The 17934-nt window shown below is 69.8% G+C and carries 17 protein-coding genes and 1 pseudogene; 10 read left to right on the top strand and 8 right to left on the bottom strand.

All coding sequences use genetic code 11. From position 1 onward, the window contains the following. The first annotated feature begins 207 nt into the window (after positions 1–207). Positions 208–1392, top strand: coding sequence for a MarP family serine protease (locus ACZYZE_RS05370; protein ID WP_463906653.1), 1185 nt, complete (start codon positions 208–210; stop codon positions 1390–1392). Positions 1393–1410: 18 nt separating this feature from the next. Here the strand turns inward: ACZYZE_RS05370 and ACZYZE_RS05365 are convergent, their stop codons facing one another. The 4 genes and pseudogenes from ACZYZE_RS05365 to ACZYZE_RS05350 all read right to left on the bottom strand — a co-directional run bounded on the left by ACZYZE_RS05365 (position 1411) and on the right by ACZYZE_RS05350 (position 4686). Further along, positions 1411–2481 (bottom strand): DUF2332 domain-containing protein, encoded by a 1071-nt coding sequence (locus ACZYZE_RS05365; protein ID WP_463906651.1) that lies wholly within the window; start codon positions 2479–2481, stop codon positions 1411–1413. Between the two features lie 2 nt (positions 2482–2483). Beyond that, positions 2484–2957, bottom strand: coding sequence for a type II 3-dehydroquinate dehydratase (aroQ, locus tag ACZYZE_RS05360; RefSeq protein WP_459317515.1), 474 nt, complete (start codon positions 2955–2957; stop codon positions 2484–2486). Positions 2958–3137: 180 nt separating this feature from the next. Beyond that, positions 3138–3449: pseudogene (locus ACZYZE_RS05355) on the bottom strand (SRPBCC family protein); the annotation flags it as partial. A gap of 4 nt (positions 3450–3453) precedes the next feature. Next, a complete protein-coding gene (locus ACZYZE_RS05350; RefSeq protein WP_463906649.1) occupies positions 3454–4686 on the bottom strand; it encodes an NAD(P)/FAD-dependent oxidoreductase in 1233 nt (410 codons plus the stop codon). Between the two features lie 84 nt (positions 4687–4770). Between ACZYZE_RS05350 and ACZYZE_RS05345 the strand changes: the two genes are divergently transcribed. Beyond that, positions 4771–5829, top strand: a complete 1059-nt coding sequence (locus tag ACZYZE_RS05345; protein ID WP_463906648.1) for an SMP-30/gluconolactonase/LRE family protein — start codon at positions 4771–4773, stop codon at positions 5827–5829. 126 nt (positions 5830–5955) lie between these two features. Here ACZYZE_RS05345 and acs read toward each other — a convergent pair whose 3' ends face one another. Both acs and ACZYZE_RS05335 read right to left on the bottom strand, forming a co-directional pair. Next, positions 5956–7986, bottom strand: coding sequence for an acetate--CoA ligase (gene acs / locus ACZYZE_RS05340; protein WP_459317516.1), 2031 nt, complete (start codon positions 7984–7986; stop codon positions 5956–5958). A 215-nt stretch (positions 7987–8201) separates the two neighbouring features. Next, on the bottom strand, positions 8202–8396 hold the full coding sequence (locus tag ACZYZE_RS05335; protein ID WP_459317398.1) for a hypothetical protein: 195 nt from the start codon (positions 8394–8396) through the stop codon (positions 8202–8204). 68 nt (positions 8397–8464) lie between these two features. Here ACZYZE_RS05335 and ACZYZE_RS05330 point away from each other — a divergent pair, with 68 nt between their 5' ends. The 4 genes from ACZYZE_RS05330 (at position 8465) to ACZYZE_RS05315 (ending at position 11697) form a co-directional block, all read left to right on the top strand. Next, positions 8465–8614 (top strand): hypothetical protein, encoded by a 150-nt coding sequence (locus tag ACZYZE_RS05330; RefSeq protein WP_463906647.1) that lies wholly within the window; start codon positions 8465–8467, stop codon positions 8612–8614. 167 nt (positions 8615–8781) lie between these two features. Then, positions 8782–10197: a hypothetical protein gene (locus ACZYZE_RS05325; protein ID WP_463906644.1), complete on the top strand. Its 1416-nt coding sequence runs from the start codon at positions 8782–8784 to the stop codon at positions 10195–10197. A gap of 10 nt (positions 10198–10207) precedes the next feature. Then, positions 10208–11002: an endonuclease III gene (gene nth, locus ACZYZE_RS05320; RefSeq protein ID WP_463906643.1), complete on the top strand. Its 795-nt coding sequence runs from the start codon at positions 10208–10210 to the stop codon at positions 11000–11002. Beyond that, complete coding sequence (locus tag ACZYZE_RS05315) at positions 10999–11697, top strand: NUDIX hydrolase (RefSeq protein ID WP_463906642.1); 699 nt, start codon at positions 10999–11001, stop codon at positions 11695–11697. Before nth ends, ACZYZE_RS05315 begins: the two co-directional genes overlap by 4 nt. A 42-nt stretch (positions 11698–11739) precedes the next feature. On the opposite strand, the gene ACZYZE_RS05310 is transcribed toward ACZYZE_RS05315, so the two are convergent. Both ACZYZE_RS05310 and ACZYZE_RS05305 read right to left on the bottom strand, forming a co-directional pair. Next, entirely contained in the window at positions 11740–12033 is a 294-nt protein-coding gene (locus ACZYZE_RS05310) for a YegP family protein (RefSeq protein ID WP_463906641.1), read from the bottom strand. Positions 12034–12107: 74 nt separating this feature from the next. Continuing rightward, on the bottom strand, positions 12108–13823 hold the full coding sequence (locus ACZYZE_RS05305) for a bifunctional 3'-5' exonuclease/DNA polymerase (RefSeq protein ID WP_463906640.1): 1716 nt from the start codon (positions 13821–13823) through the stop codon (positions 12108–12110). A gap of 140 nt (positions 13824–13963) precedes the next feature. Between ACZYZE_RS05305 and ssd the strand changes: the two genes are divergently transcribed. The 4 genes from ssd (at position 13964) to ACZYZE_RS05285 (ending at position 17863) form a co-directional block, all read left to right on the top strand. Continuing rightward, entirely contained in the window at positions 13964–15073 is a 1110-nt protein-coding gene (gene ssd, locus ACZYZE_RS05300; protein WP_463906639.1) for a septum site-determining protein Ssd, read from the top strand. Positions 15074–15198: 125 nt separating this feature from the next. Next, positions 15199–16422 (top strand): TadA family conjugal transfer-associated ATPase, encoded by a 1224-nt coding sequence (locus ACZYZE_RS05295; protein WP_459317517.1) that lies wholly within the window; start codon positions 15199–15201, stop codon positions 16420–16422. After that, positions 16419–17258, top strand: a complete 840-nt coding sequence (locus ACZYZE_RS05290; RefSeq protein ID WP_463906637.1) for a type II secretion system F family protein — start codon at positions 16419–16421, stop codon at positions 17256–17258. Before ACZYZE_RS05295 ends, ACZYZE_RS05290 begins: the two co-directional genes overlap by 4 nt. Continuing rightward, entirely contained in the window at positions 17255–17863 is a 609-nt protein-coding gene (locus tag ACZYZE_RS05285; RefSeq protein WP_463906636.1) for a type II secretion system F family protein, read from the top strand. Before ACZYZE_RS05290 ends, ACZYZE_RS05285 begins: the two co-directional genes overlap by 4 nt. Positions 17864–17934: the final 71 nt, after the last annotated feature.

The raw sequence follows: 17934 nt of genomic DNA, 5'->3' as shown, positions 1-17934 counted from the left end.
GTCGGCTGGGGCGCTTCAGCCATTGTTTCAGAATTTTGGCGTCTCTGTGACGTACTTGGCACCGAAACGCCCCAGAGGACACCACGCAGGGCACACACGGAGCACCCACAGGGCACACCGGGGAGCCGGCCGGGCGCCGGCGGCAGCCCGGCAAACTGTCAGCCTGCGCCGGTAGAATCGGGGCTTACCTGTTTATAAGGAGCACCGGTGTTTGGCTTGACCATCTTGGACCTCGTGCTGTTACTGACGCTGCTGTCCTACCTGATCCATGGCCTGCGCAACGGCTTCCTGGTGACAGCCGGCGGCATCGCGGGCTTCGCCGCGGGGGCCGTGGCCGCGTTTGTATCCGTACCGATAGTCAGCGATCTGGTGGACGACAGCGGCTGGCGGCTCACCGCGATCATTGCTGCCGCCGTGCTGCTCATGTTCCTGGGCCGCAGCCTGGGTACCGCGATCGGGCGGAGGATCCGCAGTGTGGTCAGGATCAGCCCGCTCCGGACCGTGGACCGGGTGGCCGGCGGCGGCGTGAACATGGTGGTGTCCGCCCTGGTGATGTCGATGCTGGCGTTCAGTATCGGCGCGCTCGGCGTCCCCCTCGTCTCCCAGCAGCTCGCCGAGTCCAAGGTGATCCGGTTCATCGACGGCGTGACGCCCACCCCGCTCAAGACATCGATGGCGCAGCTGCGGTCCACCGTGATCGGCGAGGGCATTCCGACGCTGTTTGCGGGCATCGGCCAGGGCCAGCCCGTCGCCATCCCGGACGCCAGCACGGACACGCCCGCGCTGAACAAGGCAGCGGCGTCTGTGCTGAAGATCGCCGGAACCGCCTTCCAATGCGGGCAGAACCAGACCGGTACCGGCTTTGTGGTCTCGCCCGGCCGCGTCGTGACCAACGCCCACGTCGTTGCCGGCGTGCCGGAACCCGTGGTCGAGGTCCCGGGCGGGGGTGCGCTGCCCGGCCGCGTCGTGTACTTCGATAGCCAGCATGACCTCGCCGTCCTGGCCGTGGACGGGCTGCGTTCCGCCCCGCTGCCGCTCACTTCCGACCTGCCCGCCGGCAGCGCTGCCGCGTTCGCCGGCTACCCGCACGGCGGCCCGTTCCAGTCCAAGCCGGCCACTGTGCAGGACATCGCCACTGTGCTGGTCCCGGACATCTACGGCAACAACCCGGCACCGGAGGACGTCTACCGCCTCGCCGGCGACGTTCAGCCGGGCAACTCCGGTGGCCCCCTGCTGACCACTGAAGGCCAGGTGGCCGGCGTGATCTTCGCCAAGGCCACGAGCGAGTCCTCGCTCGGTTTCGCCATCACGATGGCCGATCTAGGCCCCGTCGCCGCCCAGTCACCCGGACTCGGCACCCCGGTCTCACCGGGCCAGTGCGTCAAGAAATAGCGTCAAGACATAGCGTCATCACGACGTAGCAGCCTGGAGCCACTCCAGGCTCTGGCCGTGCGGGCCCGCGATGGCCACAGGCTGCCCGTTGTGCGTCACCAGGAACCTGCCGCGGAGCCGCTCATCAGCCATTTCAGGCACAACACTGGAGCCGTCCGCCTGCAGGATCACGGTGTGGCCCTCGTTGGAGAGCCAATGGCACCCGCGGCCCGCCGTGAGCTCCGCGATGGTCCCGCGGAACCGCTCACGGGCCTCGGCATCGAGATAGGCCATAACCGCACTGTGGAACACCACAAGCGTGGCGTCCGACGGGGCCCGCCCGGCCAGGGACACGAGCTGCTCGTTGAGGTCCCCGGCCACCAGCAGCGGCGGATCGGCCCGGGCGACGGCGATGGCCTGCCTCAGCCGCTCCCGGCGGAAGTCCTGCTCCGGCCAAATCAGCGCCTCCAGCCAGGCGACGTCGTCGGGATTGCGGACGTCGAGGGGATTCAGGTCAATGCCCGCCCGCCACACCACCCGCGGGAGCTGTTCCGGCAACGGAACGGGGCCGGTGGTGGTGCAGCGAAGCACCGGGAACGTGCCCGGCTCTGCACCTGCCGGGTGCAGACGGGTCACCGCGGCGGTGCCGGCGTCGAACTCATAGCCGTAGCGGTCCGGGAACAGCGCGAGCCCGGCCGAGGCGCCCACTTCGATGAGCGCCAGCGGCCGGCCTTCGGAGGCCTCGATCCGGGCGAGGGATGGCAGCAGCGCCGCGCAGCGCCCGGCCTCGTTGGTCTGGGTGGCGCGGGCGAGCACGGTCCGCGAGATCTCGTCCCAATGCCCGTCCAGGTAGGCCCGGAACTCCCGGTAGGGGCTGATCTGCGCGCCCAGGAAGCGTGCCGCGGCGAGCAACAGCAGCGGCTGGCGCTTGTTGTACGGCCACTCGTCAATCCGCCGGATCAGCTCCGGATCCTCCGCGATGCCCACCGACCACTCGGCGTAGCACGGGGAGTTGCCGGGCGCGTCGACGGTGCCGAAGCGCCGGTACCACTGCGCGGTGGCCGATTCCCCGGCGGGATCCGGATTGGCGGCGGGATCGGCGGGGGACATGCTCAGTCCTGGCCGGCCTGCAGCCCGGCGAGGTATTCGATGCCGAAGCGGTAGCCCAGGATCCCGGCGCCGGCGATCACGGCCTTGCTGATATCTGAGAGGTACGAGTGGTGCCGGAACTCCTCCCGGGCGTGGACGTTCGTGATGTGGACCTCGACGGCGGGCAACTGCACCGCGGAGATGGCGTCACGGATCGCGACCGAGGTGTGCGTGTAGGCGCCGGCGTTGATGACGATGCCGATCGCCTTGCCCCGGGCCGCGTGGATTGCATCGACGAGGGCACCCTCGTGGTTGGACTGGAAGCACTCGACGTCCAGCCCGTGCGCCGCGCCGGCGTCTTTGGCGAGCTGTTCGACGTCGGCCAGCGTGGCGGTGCCGTATTTTTCGGGTTCGCGGGTGCCGAGCAGGTTCAGGTTGGGTCCGTTGAGGACCAGGATGGTGCCGCGGCCGGCACCGGCGGGGGTGGCTTCGCTCATGCCTGCCAATCTATCGCGTTGCGCCGGGCGGTGCGCTCTTCTCGACGCAGCCCCGGCCCTTTTTGGGACCGTGGCTGCCGCCGGCCGCGATCCCTGCCGCGTGGCGAGCCGCTCGATCCGGCGCAGCGCCAGGGCGCAGACCGGCAGGTAGGCCGGCGCCCACGAGGGGACGGTGAAGGTCACGAGGCAGCCGCCTTCCTGCGGAACAACCCGGTGGCCGGTGGCGGGGATTCCGGCAACGGACCACGCCCAGTACCGTCCGGCCTCGAACTCTGTCACGGTGTAGGGCAGTGCGGCACCCAGGATGGTACGTACCCTGCCCCGGCTGCCGCTTGCGAGCCCGCCGGCCGCGGGTCCGTTCCGGTGGCCCGCCGGGGCTGGATCGACGCCGGTGATCGACGGCCCCCAGTTGGGCCACTGATCGACGTCGGTAAGTAGCGCCCACACCTCTTCGGCGGGCGCGGCGACCCGGCGGGAAACAGAGAAGACCATCCGGCTAGCCGAGAATCGCCCGGGCGGCGCGGTGGCCGCTGACAAGGGCGCCTTGAAGGGAAGCCGTGGCCCGGTGGTCACCGCAAACGATCAGCCCGGAGGGGCTTTCCACCGGTTGCCGGGGCCGCAGCGGGGGAAGCTGCGCCGGCAGGGCGTGCGGGACCTCCTGCCGCGCCAGCAGTTCCCAGCCACTCGTGGGGGCGCCGAAGATCTCGCCGGCGTGGCTGCGGACCTCGTCGTCCGTCGGAACCGGCCGCCCCGCGCCGAACAACGCGGACGTCTGGATGAGGTGCCGTCCGGCAGGGGCGTAGCTGGGCGCCGCATTCGAGATGACCGCAGCGTTGACCAGCGGCCCGCCACTGCGGGCACGGCCGTCAACGAAGAGCATATCCGCCTCGCTGGGGGCTGCACCGGCCGCAAACCAGTGCGTGAGCACTCCCTTCATGGCCGGCACGGCGCTGCCCGTCAGCCTGCCGGCGGTTACCGGATCGGTGGCGACGACAACCTGGCGTGCCCGGAGCACGGAATCCGCCGCGGTGACCACCATCGCGTTTCCGTCCGGCCTGATCGACTCCACCCTGGTGGAGGTGCGGACCGGGGCGGACAGGGCGGCGGCCAGCTGCCGGGGGAGCGACTGCATGCCGTCGCGCGGCAGTCCCGGCACGCCGCTGGCGAACACCCGGACAAGCTGCAGTGCGAAGTCGTTGGAGGTAGTGCCACCGTCATCCAGCAGCACGCCGGCGAGGAACTGGTCCACCACCCGGCGGAGTTCGCCGGAGCACCCGGCGCTGTCCAGCGCCTCCCGCAGCGCACCGTCCGTGCCGCGGTGACTCCGGGGCCAGCCATAGGCCGGCGCAGCCCACCGCAGCAGCCCCGCGGCGTCCCGGGGCTTAAGGATGCCGCTGCGGAGGGTCTGCAGGATCAGGCGGGGCTCGCGCAGTGGGTGGGCGAGGACTGCCAAGGAGTCCTCCCTTCGGACCCGGACACCGGAACCGAAGGCCTGAAGTGCCAGGGCTTCGACGTCGACCCGCCGGCGCACCGCGGGGTACGCGGGATTCAGCACCTGAAAGCCGCGGTCCACCAGGAATCCGTCGATCCGGTCCGTCCGGATTCTGCCTCCGACGTCGTCGGACGCATCCCACACCAGCACCTCGCGGCCGGCAGCCTCCAGCTCCCGGGCGCACTGCAACCCCGCAAGGCCGGCACCAACCACCAGCACGTCACAGATCTCGGTCATGGCTCATCCTTTCACGGCGTCGTATTCCGGGTCCGGCGGGCTCTGGCCCGCCCGGGCCGCCCTGCCTAGACTGGAAGGATCATCATGCGGGGCTCCCGTACCGGGCAGCCCGCGGAAAGCCCGATCCGGGAGCACATCATGCGCAGCGTCCATGCAGGAAAAATCTATGCAGGAAAAGCAATCCGCCGGGCCGCCGTGGGCGTCCTGGCCCTGGCGGCGTTTCTCGTCCCGGCGCCTCTGGCCGCCGCCTCCGGGGCGGACCGGGACGACCGGGACGACCGGCCCTCGGTGATCAAACTCCCGGGCGCCACCGGGGCCGAAGGCATCGCCGCAGGGGAAGGCAACACGTTCTTCGCCGGCGACCGGCTCAACGGCAACATCTTCCGCGGGGACATCCGGGAGGGCAAGGCCCGACTCTTCATCACCGCCCCGGACGGCCGGGCAGCCCTGGGAATGAAGGTCGACCGGCACCACGAGCTCCTCTTCGTGGCGGGCGGCGCCACCGGCCAGGCCTACGTCTACGACCTGGAGTCGAAGAAGACCGTGGCGGTCTACCAGCTGGCCACGGCCAATGAAAGCTTCATCAACGACGTCACGCTGACCCGCGAAGGGGCATGGTTCACCAACTCAAGGGCGGGTGAACTGTACTTCGTCCCGGTCAGCAGTCACGGGGATCCGGGTGAAGTCCGGACGCTGGAGCTGCAGCCGGCCGCGGGAACCGTGGACCAAGGGTTCAACCTCAACGGCATCGCCGCTGTCAAAGGAGGCCACACGCTGATCGTGGCCCACACGGGCCGCGGCGCCCTGTACGCCGTGGATCCGGACGACGCGTCGAACAAGTTGATTGACGTCACTGACTCCGCCGGGGCCCCCGTTACCCTGACGAACGTTGACGGCATCGTCGTCCGGGGCAACACTCTCTGGGCCGTGCAGAACCTGCTCAACCAGGTCAGCCGGATCAAACTGGACGGATCGCTGGGCAAGGGCGAGGTGGTGGAGGTCATCACGAGCAAGAACTTCGACGTCCCGACGACGGCGGCGCTCTTCGGCAACACCCTGGCCCTGGTCAACGCGAAGTTCACAACGCCCGCTGCCACAAGTTTCGAGGCAGTCCTGGTCGACGCCCGCTTCCGCGACGACTGACAGTTCCCGGCCGGAGACCGGCAGGCGACAGCCCAGGCGGACGACGACGGCGCCCCCGCCAGGGCGGGAGGCGCCGTCGTCGAACCGTGCCGGATGTCAGCCCGGCGCTGAACCGGGGATCGCTGCCTACTTCCTCAGCGAGTGCGCGATCTGGGCCATCACGGTGTTGTCAGCCAGTGTGGTGGCGTCGCCGACTTCGCGTCCTTCGGCGACGTCCTTGAGCAGGCGGCGCATGATCTTGCCGGAGCGCGTTTTGGGCAGTTCGGGCACCACAAGGATGGTCTTGGGCTTGGCGATGGGCCCGATTTCCTTGCTCACGTGGTTGCGGAGTTCCTGCACGATCGCGTCTCCGGTGTCCACGGCGTCGCCACGCAGGATCACGAAGGCGACGACGGCCTGGCCGGTGGTCTCGTCGGCGGCGCCCACCACGGCGGCTTCGGCGACGGCGGGGTGGGAGACGAGGGCAGATTCGATTTCGGCGGTGGAGAGGCGGTGGCCGGAAATGTTCATCACGTCATCGACCCGGCCGAGCAGCCAGATGTCGCCGTCCTCGTCCTTTTTGGCGCCGTCGCCCGCGAAGTACATGGACTCGAAGCGGGACCAGTAGGTTTCCTTGAAGCGCTCCGGGTCCCCCCAGATGCCGCGCAGCATGGCAGGCCACGGTTCGCGGATCACGAGGTAGCCGCCGGAGCCGTTGGGCACGGATTCGCCGAGTTCGTCCACGACGTCCACGGCGATGCCGGGCAGCGGGACCTGGGCGGAGCCGGGCTTGGTGGCCGTCACACCGGGCAGCGGGGCGATCATCTGCGCCCCGGTTTCGGTCTGCCACCAGGTGTCCACGATCGGGGCCGGCGTTTCCTTGCGTTCGCCGTTCTTCCCGGCGTTGCCGCCGATGACCTCGCGGTACCACATCCACGCTTCGGGGTTGATCGGTTCGCCGACGGAGCCCAGGACGCGGATCGAGGAGAGGTCGGACTTCGCGGGGATCTCCTTGCCCCACTTCATGAACGTCCGGATGGCGGTGGGGGCGGTGTAGAGGATGGAGACCTTGTACTTCTCCACGATCTCCCACCAGCGGCCCTGGTGCGGGGAATCCGGGGTGCCTTCGTAGATGACCTGGGTGGCGCCATTGATGAGCGGGGCGTAGGCGACGTAGGAGTGGCCGGTGATCCAGCCGACGTCGGCCGTGCACCAATAGACGTCGGTCTCCGGGTGTAGGTCGAAGACGGCCTTGTGTGTGTAGGCGCCCTGGGCGAGGTAGCCGCCCGTGGTGTGCAGGATGCCCTTGGGCTTGCCGGTGGTTCCGGAGGTGTAGAGGATGAAGAGCGGGTGCTCGGAGTCGTGCCCGATGGCGGTGTGCTCGGCGGAGGCGGTCCCCACGGTGTCGGCCCACCAGTGGTCCCGGCCCGCGTGCCAGTCGACGTCCTGGCCGTTGCGCTTAACCACCACGACGTTCTGCACGGTGTGGCCGTCGTGGACCAGGGCCTCGTCGACGGCGGGCTTAAGCGAGCTGGGCTTGCCGCGGCGGTAGGTGCCGTCGGCGGTGACGACGAGCTTGGCCTCGGCGTCGTCGATCCGTGAGCGGAGCGCCTCGGCGGAGAAACCGCCGAAGACGACCGAGTGGATGGCGCCGATCCGGGCGCAGGCCAGCAGCGTGATGACGGCCTCGGGAATCATGGGCAGGTACACGGCGACGCGGTCACCCTTGGCGACGCCGAGGGACTCGAAGGCGTTCGCGGCCTTCTTGACCTCGTCGGTCAGCTGCGCGTAGGTGTACGTGCGGGTGTCGCCCGGTTCGCCCTCGAAGTAGATGGCCACACGGTCCCCGTGGCCGGCCTCCACATGGCGGTCCAGCGCGTTGTAGGCGGCGTTGATCTCGCCGCCGACGAACCACTTGGCGAACGGCGGCGTGGACCAGTCGAGGGTCTGGGTGAAGTCTTTGCTCCAGCTCAGCAGTTCGCGGGCCTGCTTCGCCCAGAAGGCGGGGCGGTCGGCGTCGGCCTCCGCGTAGTCGGCGGCGGTGACGACGGCGTTGGCCGCGAACTCGGCGGACGGGGCAAACTTGCGGTTCTCCTGGGACAGGTTTTCAAAGGCGTCGCCCTGGGGCTGGGTGCCGGGATCCTGCATGGTCGTGGAGCCTGGGATGTGCTGGGACATGGTGAACCTCATCATTCATCGATCCGTGCTGCGCGGGACCTCCGTTCCGCCGCCATGCCGGCCGTTTGTGCGGCGTCGGGCATCGGCTGGTCACGGAGGGACCGCAAAGAGCTGTTCCGAAATACACACTAACGCCTGGGCAGCCCCCAACGTGTGCCGCGTCACACGGTGAACCGTGAGCGGTGTTTGTTAAGCGACGAATGGTGGCCCGTCGGCTACTTGCGCACCATCCGGCGGCGCACGTGACGCTGAACCAGCACAGCCCATCCGGTGAGCAGCAGGGTGATGATGATCAGCACGATGGAGACGGCGGGCGTCCCCGGCAGGAGGATCCCAGCCACGACGGCGGCCACGGCGAAGAAGCAGACGGCCCGCCACAGAAAGACAGGGGTCGTGTTCAGTAGTTCCATTTCCACAGACTACGCCCGGCCCGGCTGGTGCTTATCCGGCAGGCGCTTGGAAGGGCGGTCTGGACACCGTGATCATCCTGCCGTATGCGGGATCCTTCGCCCGCCGCATCACGGCCCGGCATCTGGCCGTCTCGGCCGCCACCCGCAACAATCCGGTGAGCTACAGCAAAGCGCTGGCGACAACCGCCGGCCCCGGTGGCTCCGCAAACCGCCGCTGATCTTGCCGCGTCCGCCCACGGCTTGTCAGCTAGTGATCGGCCATGCACTTGGCTAGGCTGAGATGAAGTTGTGACATCCAATGGAGGCGATGGGACCGCGCGTGGTCCTGTATCTGCCTGCCGTTAGGCGGCACCGTCCAGGGTGGCGCCATGCTAAGGAGAACAGAATGAACGAGCAAACTAACGGGCAGCTCCAGACGCCTTCCCCAAGTCCAGACACGAGCCAGGGCAGCAGTCAGGATTCCAGCGGCCGGGGCGCGGGGCAGGGCTCCGGCGGCCGGGGCAAAGCGGACGGCTACGGGGAGCCGCCACGGTTCACGGTGGACAAGGCGAACGGCAAGGCGGCCGGCTACAAGAACGAGGCGGTCCTGGGGCCCTTCACCATCCGCGATCTCACCGTTTTCGGCTCAACGCTGATTCTCTTCATCGCATCGCTGATCCCGATGTTTGCCGTCCGCTACAACCTGTGGAACCTGGGGAGCCTCTTCTTCCTGGGCCTCGGCGTCTTACTTCCGGTGGTCGTTGCCGCCATGTTCGTGGCGCGCCGGGTCAGCCCCGGGACGAAGGTCCGGATCGGCTCCCTCTCGGTGGACCAGTTCGCCTCCGTGGTGGCATCATTCGCCGTCGCCTTCTTCTTCCTGGCCGTCGCGGGCGCGTTCGTGCCGAGCATGCTGCTGGCCCTCGTCGGTGCGCTGGGGCTCTTTGCCGCCACTGTGCTGGGCCGCCTGATCCCTTACCTCTGCGGTGATTTCCTGGGCCGCGAGGAAGTACCCGCCCACGTCGTGGCCCGCGAGACGGCAGAACCCGTCCGCAAGCCCCGGGCCCCGAAGGCGCCGAAGGAAGCCAAGGAACCGAAAGCCCCCAAGGAAGCCGGAACCGGCCCGGTGGCCGGCTGGGCCAGGCGCCTGACCTCCGGCGGTCAGTCAGCCGCCCCGGGCGCCGCCCCGCGCGGCTATGAGTCCCAGGGTGCAGCGTCCGGCGTTGCAGCCGGTCCCGCCGCCGGCCCTGCAGGCGCGACGCCGTCAGCGGCCCCGGCCGCGCCGGCCCCCGCTGCCGCACCCACCCCGGTCTTCAGCTCGCCGGAAACCCAGATCACCGGCATCGTGCCCGCCGCGTCCGCGCCGTCTGCCGGAGAGCAGACCCGGGCCGCCGGCGTCGTGCCGTCCGCCCCCGAAGCAGCCTTGGTCCCGGAGACCACGGCCGGCCGGCCGGCCCCGGACGCCCAGAACCGGGCGGCGGCAGCCGCCGAGGAAACCCGGGCGGCTGAGGTTCCCGCCGGCGCAGGAAACAGCGCCCCCACCACCGTAAACCCGCAGGTGCGCTCGCAGGAGCCGATCGGCGCCACGGTGGATCCGGCGAGCCGCCCCGAGGAACACCAGGACCAGCCCGCCCACGAGGCGTTCTGGTTCGCCGTAGCCCAGCCCCGAACGGCCGTGGACGAGCGCACCGGTACTCCCGCGTTCGTGATTGAGCCCGGCGGCTGGGTCCTCGCCCTGGAGGACCGGGGCCACGAATTCCTGGTCCAGCACACCGACGGCCGCGCCGGTGTGCTGCGCGACCTCAGCAACATCGAACGCGGTTAGCCAGACCCCGGTGGCCACGGAACCCGGCGAATCGCTGCTAGGCCTGAAGCGCCGTGCCCGCAGGATCAACCGGGCGCTCGCCGAGCTGTACCCGTACGCGCACGCGGAGCTCGATTTCCGCAGCCCGTTCGAGCTGGTGGTGGCCACCGTGCTCTCCGCCCAGACCACCGACGTGCTGGTCAACCAGATTACGCTGCTGCTCTTCGCCCGGTACCCGGACGCGCGGAGCATGGCCGAGGCGGACCCGGCCGAGCTGGAAGCCATCATCAAGCCCACCGGGTTCTTCCGCGCCAAAGCCAGGAACCTGATGGCGCTGTGCACCCGCCTCGTGGACGAGTACGACGGCGAGGTGCCGGGACGGCTCGAAGACCTGGTGACGCTCGCCGGCGTCGGGCGGAAGACCGCCAACGTCGTCCTGGGCAACGCCTTCGGCATCCCCGGAATCACGGTGGACACACACTTCGGCCGGCTGGCGCGGCGCTTCGGCTGGACAGCATCCGAGGATCCGGTGCGGATCGAGTCCGACGTCGCCGAACTGTTCGAGCCCAAGGACTGGACCATGCTCTCGCACCGGGTGGTGTTCCACGGCCGGCGGGTCTGCCATTCCCGCAAGCCGGCCTGCGGGGCCTGCACGGTGGCCAACTGGTGTCCCAGCTACGGGATGGGCGAGACCGACCCCGAAAAGGCCACGAAGCTGCTGAAGTACGAGCTGGCCCCCGGCCAGGAAGAGCTGCTGGAGAAACTTCTCGCCGACACCCACCGGGCCGCCGAAATCCGGATGGAATCGCAGAGGAAGCCCGGGTGACCGCGCGCCAGGACCTCGTCGACCTCGTGGCCGCGGTGGAGGCCGGCACCGCGCCGGCCGCGGATCCGCGCTGGCGGGAACTCGCCGTCGAGCCCGGCGAACGGATCCGCCGGGCCGCCGTGCTGATGCTCCTCGGCTCGCTTGACGACGTCCCGGCGACGTCGGTCAAGCTGCTGGCCCCGGCCGATCTGGACGTCCTGCTCCTGCAGCGCGCCCAGACCCTGGATGACCACCCCGGACAGGTCGCCTTCCCCGGCGGCGGCATCGACCCGGGCGAATCGGTGATCGACGCCGCGCTGCGCGAAGCCGAAGAAGAAACGGGGCTGGACCCGGCCGGCGTCGAGGTGCTTGGCATCATGCCGGAACTGGCACTCCCGCGGGGGAACTTCCTGGTGACGCCCGTCCTCGGCTGGTGGGCCTCGCAATCGCCCGTGCGTGTGGTGGACTACGGCGAGTCCTCCCAGGTCTTCCGGGTTCCGGTGCGGGATCTGCTGGATCCGGACAACCGGGTCATGGCGACCGTCACCCGTGCCGGGCAGACATTCGAAAGCCCCGCCTTCACCGTAAACGGGGTGGTGGTGTGGGGCTTTACCGGGATGATCCTCAACCAGCTCTTTGAGCAGCTGGGCTGGGCGGTTTCCTGGGACCGCACCCGGCTGCAGAGCGTCGACACCTGGAGCAGGCTCGACGGCTGAGCCTGTTTGGGCGCGGTCGGCCGGCCAGAGCCGGGCGGGATGCTAGCCCGTTGCCAGGCGACCGCTTTGCAACGGCCTCCTTCTGGAGCGGGACTTATCCACGATCAGCCCCGTCGCGGCGTTCTCCCGGACGGCGGTGATGCCCGCTGCCGCGCCCTTGATGGTGTTGAACAACGGCGACACGGCGACCACCGTTCCGTCCGGTGCCGTCAGCTTGAAGAAGTAGGATTTCTCTCCAGCTTCGGTAATCTCAAAAATGCCAGCCAATCTGCTGCCTCCCCAATTCCTTGCGTCGTTGCAATGGCCGGCGGAAGTGTCATTTAGATTGCCGACCATTTTGAGGGTAACTGGCGGCACAGACAGTGCACAACGCTACCGACGGGTACGTTACGGCGGCCGGCACCGGGCGCCTATTTGGCGTTGTCGTAGGAGTCCACGACAGCCACGCTGACGGGGAATTCCACCGGGATCCTGCCGAACAGCAGTTCCTTGGCGGCGGCCGCGGACTCCTCGATGGCCCGGATGCAGTCCTCGACGGCGTCTTCCGGGCAGTGAACCATGACTTCGTCGTGGAGGAAGAAGACGAGTTCCCCGGCGGGGGTTCCGGCCGAGCGCATGGCACGCAGCCGTCGTCGTAGTTCCGCCAGCCAGCAGGCCGCCCAGTCCGCTGCGGAGCCCTGCACCACGAAGTTGCGGGTGAACCTGCCCCGCGAGCGGGCACTCGAATCGGCCCGGCGCTGTTCCTCGGCGGTGGTTGACTGCTGGCTCTGCAGCCAGCGCTCCGAGGGCGGCGGGCTGCTGCGGCCCAGCCGCGAGGTGACCGTTCTGCCCGCCTCGCCCTCGCGCGCCGCCTGTTCCACGAAGCCGACGGCGCGGGGATAGGTGCGGGTCAGCTGGGGCATCAGGCGCCCGGATTCTCCGGTGGTGGCTCCGTAGATTGCGCCGAGCAGCGCTATTTTTGCCTTGGCCCGGTCGCCGCCGAAACCCTGCGCGGCGATGCCGGCGTACAGGTCCTTGTCCCGCGCCGCCTCCGCCATTTTGGTATCCTGGGCCAGCGCGACGAGCACCCGGGGTTCCAGCTGTGAGGCGTCGGCGACGATCAGCTTGTGGCCTTGATCGGCATGCACGGCGCCGCGGATCTGGCGCGGAATCTGCAGTGCCCCGCCCCCGCGGGAAGCCCAGCGGCCCGAGACCACTCCGCCCACCACATACTCGGGCTGGAACCGGCCGTCCTTGACCCAGGCGTCCAGCCAGGCCCAGCCGTTTGCCGCGTGCAGGCGGGAGAGCTTCTTGAACGCCAGGAGTGGTTCGATTGCCGGGTGGCCGGACTCCTTCAGTTCCCACTGCCGTGTGGTCTTGACCTCGATACCGTTCCGATGCAGGGCGCGCATAAGATCTTGCGGCGAGTCCGGGTTCAGCGAGGGTGACAGCAGCAGCCGCCGAAGCTCGGCGGTGAGGGCCTCGAGCTTGGCCGGGCGGTGGCCTTGGGGCGGGCGCGGACCGAGGTAGTCTGCGAGGATCTGCTCGTGGAGTTCCTCCCGCCACGGCACGCCGGTGTGCTGCATTTCGGCGGCGATCATGGCGCCCGCGGATTCGGCGGCGAGCAGGAGCTGGAGGCGCTGCCTGCGGTTGTCGGCAGGGCGTTCGACGCCGGCCCCTCCAGCTTGGCTGAGCGCCTCCTGCTGGGCGGCGTATTCGGCGCGGAGCTCTGCGGGGGTGTGGCGGGGCGCGCGACGCGGCCCGGGATCCTCAAACAGGGCGCCCTGCTCGGCGGGCGGGGGCGGCGGCTGCAGCGCCCGGGGCGGCTCATCGTCCTGGGTGAGCTTCTCCGCGTTTTGTGCGTAGGCGGTGTGCGCGGTGAACTCCGAATGTGCCAGGATCGCGCCGCACAAGGTGAGGTCGTAGCAGCGTTCCAGCTCCACCCCGGCGGCCAGCAGCGCCGGGTACCAGTCCTGGGTGCGGTGCCAGATCCAGCGCGGACGCCGCTCCTCGAGTTCCCGCACGACGCCGGCCAGCTCTGCGGCGGTGACGACACGGGGTTCAGGGGCGGCCGGGTGCGGGGCGCCGTCGGCGGTGAGTTCCTGGAGAGCTGCGCCATCAGCGTGGGCGGCGAGCAACAGGTACATAGGGTCAATTCTGCCCTGAGGCGCGGCGCCACTTGTCCACCCGCAGTGTCCGTGGCTTATCCGTGGCTTGTCCACCCGGATTGTCCACATAGCGCGGGCATCGGTTACGGCGATGGCCCGGGTGGCTGCACAGTGGCGGTATGAGCAAGCACCAGCTACCGAATGCCGTCCCGGGCCTGCCGCGGGATGTGGGGCGGTGGCTGCCGGGCGGGTCATCCGAGACGCTGCTGGTCACAGGCTTCGAGGTGCTGCGCGATGAGGTGGAACGCATCGTGGCAGCGGCCGGCGGCCACTTGACGACGGTGCCGGATGCCAGAGAAGCTGCGCCCTTCTGGGACACGGCCGCCGCGGTACTGGTCGGCAGCGACATCCGCGATTTGCCTCCGCGCCGCCGGGCCCCGGCCGTGCTCGTTGGCCTGAACGGGGACGGGGACAGCCTGTGGCACCGGGCGGTAGCCATCGGAGCCGAACGGGTGGCGGTGCTGCCCGAGGCCTCCGTCTGGCTGGCCGAGTATCTGAGCCGCTCCCGCTCGCCCGAAGCCGGCGGACGCGTACTCGGCATCACCGGCGGATGCGGCGGGGCCGGCGCCACCACGGCGGCCATCTGGATGGCCCAGTCGGCCGCCCGGAACGGAACACGGGTGCTGCTGGTAGATGGCGATCCGTGGGGCGGGGGACTGGAACTGGCGCTTGCCGCCGAGGAGACCTCCGGCCTTCGATGGCCTGACCTTGCACAGGCCAGCGGGAGCATTGATCCGCGCCAGCTCGCGGATTCCTTGCCCGTGGCCGGCGGATTCTCGTTCCTGTCCTGGCCAGGCAGCAGGGAGCGGTATGCCGGAGTGGATGCCGGAACCGTGGCCGGTGTCCTTGATGCGGCCCGGCGCGGCTTTGAACTTGTGCTCGTGGACCTCGGCCGGGGACGCGAGGCGTTGCGGGCCTTCGCCTGGGAGTGCGACCGGATTGTTGTCGTTGCACCCGCCCAGTTGCGCGCGGCCGTGGCAACGGCGCGGCTTCTGCAGGAACTTCCCCCGGTGGACACCGCCTTGGTGGTCCGGGGGAAACCAGGGGCCGCGCTGGACGGAGCCCTGATTGCCGAGTCTGTCGGTCTGCCCCTGTGCGGGATCATGCCCGAAGTCAGGGGCGCCGCCGCCGCGACCGAACTTGGACGCCTGCTGGATACCGGGCGCCGGCGCAGGGTCCGGCGGTTCGCCGAATTGGTGCTCGACCTTGGCGGAGGAGATGAAGGATGAACGCCCGTTCGGGGCCGCGGCCGCCCGATTGGGCGCATGAGCCCAACACCGGCGTCCCGCAGCTCGGCGTGCGAGCCCGCAACCCCGTGGATGCGCGGCTGCTGGAATCGGTCCGCGAATCCGTGATGTCCGACGCCGGGCCCGTCACCGCGTCCCGCGTTGCCGCCGCCGTGCAGTCGAGTGGAAGACTCCTCGGAACAGCCGGCGCGCTGGCCGCGGTCGAGAGCATCAGCGCCGAACTGAACGGCCTGGGCCCGCTGCAGGTCCTCGCCCGGGACCCCGCCGTGACCGACATCTTCGTGAACGGCCCGGATGCCGTCTGGCTAGATCGCGGAAACGGCCTGGAAAAGGCACCCGTTGTCTTTACCGGGGAAGCGCAGATCCGCGCCCTCGCGGCGCGGCTGGTTGCCGCCGCCGGGCGCCGGCTCGACGACGGCTCTCCGTGCGTGGATGTCAGGCTCGTGGGCGGCTACCGGATTCACGCCGTGCTCCCGCCGATCTCCACAGCGGGAACTCTCCTCAGCATCAGGATCCGGCGAGAAAAGGTGTTCTCGATGGACGAGCTGCGGACGCTTGGCATGTTCGGCCGCCCCATCCGGCAGGTACTCGAACGCCTGGTCGAGCGACATCTGAGCTTCCTGATCAGCGGCGCCACCGGTTCGGGCAAAACGACCCTGCTCGCCACGCTGCTTGGTCTGTGTCATCCGGGCGAACGACTGGTCCTGATCGAAGACGCGTCCGAGCTGAATCCGGTCCACCCCCATGTCGTCTCGCTGGAGTCCCGGCACGGGAACCTCGAGGGCGGCGGCGTGGTGGATCTGGGCGAGCTCGTCCGGCAGGCCTTGCGCATGCGTCCCGATCGGCTGATTGTGGGGGAGTGCCGGGGCGCGGAAGTCCGGGAACTGCTGACGGCCATGAACACCGGTCACTCCGGCGGAGGCGGGACAATCCATGCCAACACCGCGTCCGACGTCCCCGCCCGGCTGACCGCCCTCGGGGCGCTCGCCGGCATGGCCCCGGATGCCGTGCGCCTTCAGGCGGCCAGCGCCCTCGACGCCGTAATCCACGTGGAACGGGCCGGAAACCGGCGGCAGGTGGCAGCCATAGGAGTGTTGGAGGAAAACGGCGCAGGGCTGGCCGTCAGCGCAGCGTTGGACGTAGTGGCCGGCGGCCTCCGTTTCGGGCCGGCCTGGCCCCAACTGGCGGACCGGCTGGGGCTGGACCCCTCCGCCGCAGCGAACGCCGGCTTGCTTGACGAAGTCGCTTCCCCTGACGAAGTCGCTTCGCCGGACGACGCAGTATGGCCGACGGGGCCTCGCCGCGGCCGCCGCTCCGGGAGACCGGGATGACGGCCGCCCTGGTCGGGGTCCTGGCTGCCGCCATGTTCCTGGCGCTCTCACCGCCAGCAAATTCAGGCAGCCGGATCCGGGCGGCGCTTGCCCGCCCGTCCGGCCCGTCGCCGGTGACGGCGGATTCCCGGCACCACCGGTGGTTCCCAGGCAGGGCTCTGCCCGGGTGGCCGCGCCGGGCGGCGCCACGCGTGCCGATGACGGTGGTCGTCCAGCAATTGGCCGCGCTGCTCAAGGGCGGCCGCACCCCGTGGATGCTGTGGGATGAATTGTGGACACTCTATGGCGGGGATTCTTCGCCGGACCTACGGACGGACCACCGCCCCGGCCGCGGAGCCGAACTGGCCCCTGCCTCCCTTTCCCTGCTGGCCGCCGCCCGCTCGGCGGCAATGCGCGGGGCTCCGGTGGGCGAAGCGATCCGCACCGCGGGTGCAGGGCCCGGCGGAGCGGGAACGGTGAAAGGCGGTCGGGGCGGCCCCTTGGGAAACGATCGCAGGGTCTGGGCCGAACTCGCCGCATGCTTCGACATTGCCGAGGCCAGCGGCTGCCCGCTGGCGGAGGTGCTGACGCGTTTCGCCGCTCAACTCGACGCCGAGGACGACGCCGAGGCTGCCCGACAGACGGCTCTCGCCGGGCCCAGGGCCACGGTCCGACTGCTGACCTGGCTGCCGTTCCTGGGACTGGGGCTGGGCATGCTGCTGGGCGTGGATCCCCTCGGGAGCCTGCTGGGCACCCCGCTCGGGACGGCGGCGCTCGCCGCAGGCATTGCCCTCACCGCTGCGGGGCGGATCTGGTCCGCCAAGCTGGTCCGGTCGGCGGCAGGCACGCCGCGGTGACTGCCGACGTCGGCGGTCTCGCACTGATTGCGGTTCTGGCGGCCGCAGCCATGACGGCGTTCTACGGCCGCCGCCAGGTTGGCCGGAGACTCAGCCGCCAGCTTGAGGATCGTGCGGGCGCCTCAGACTCCCGGGTCTTCGGCGAGGGGTCCACGGCCCGGCACATCGGCGACGCCGGCCTGCGCGACACCGCCATGATGCTGGAACTGATCGGCGCCATGCTGGATGCGGGAGCGGGCATCGGCCGTTCCCTGGAACTGGTGGCTGCGCTGGCCGCACCTGAAATCGCTACCCCGCTGAGGCCGGTCGTGTCGGCGCTCGCAATTGGCGCCGGCTGGGACACGGCCTGGCGTAGTTCGAGCGTCCGCTCAGGCGAACTTCTTGCCCTGCGCGATGCTGTGGGCTTCGCCGCGCTCACCGGTGCGCCGTCCTCGGCCATCCTGTACGCCCAGGCCGCCCGACTACGCCGCGAACAGTTCAGGGCTGCCGAGAAACAGGCGGCAGCCCTCGGCGTGAAGCTGGTGGTCCCGCTCGGTCTTTGTTCCTTGCCGGCCTTCGTGTGCCTCGGCGTCGTGCCCGTGCTGCTGGCGATGCTGCCGTCATGAGCCGGAACAGGGGTCGGAGCCAGAGACGGCGCCCGATCCCGCCCAGCCGCCGGCACCTGGACTCGCTCGCG

The organism is Pseudarthrobacter woesei, from assembly GCF_055412745.1.
This window is presented reverse-complemented; position numbering and strand designations above follow the sequence as displayed.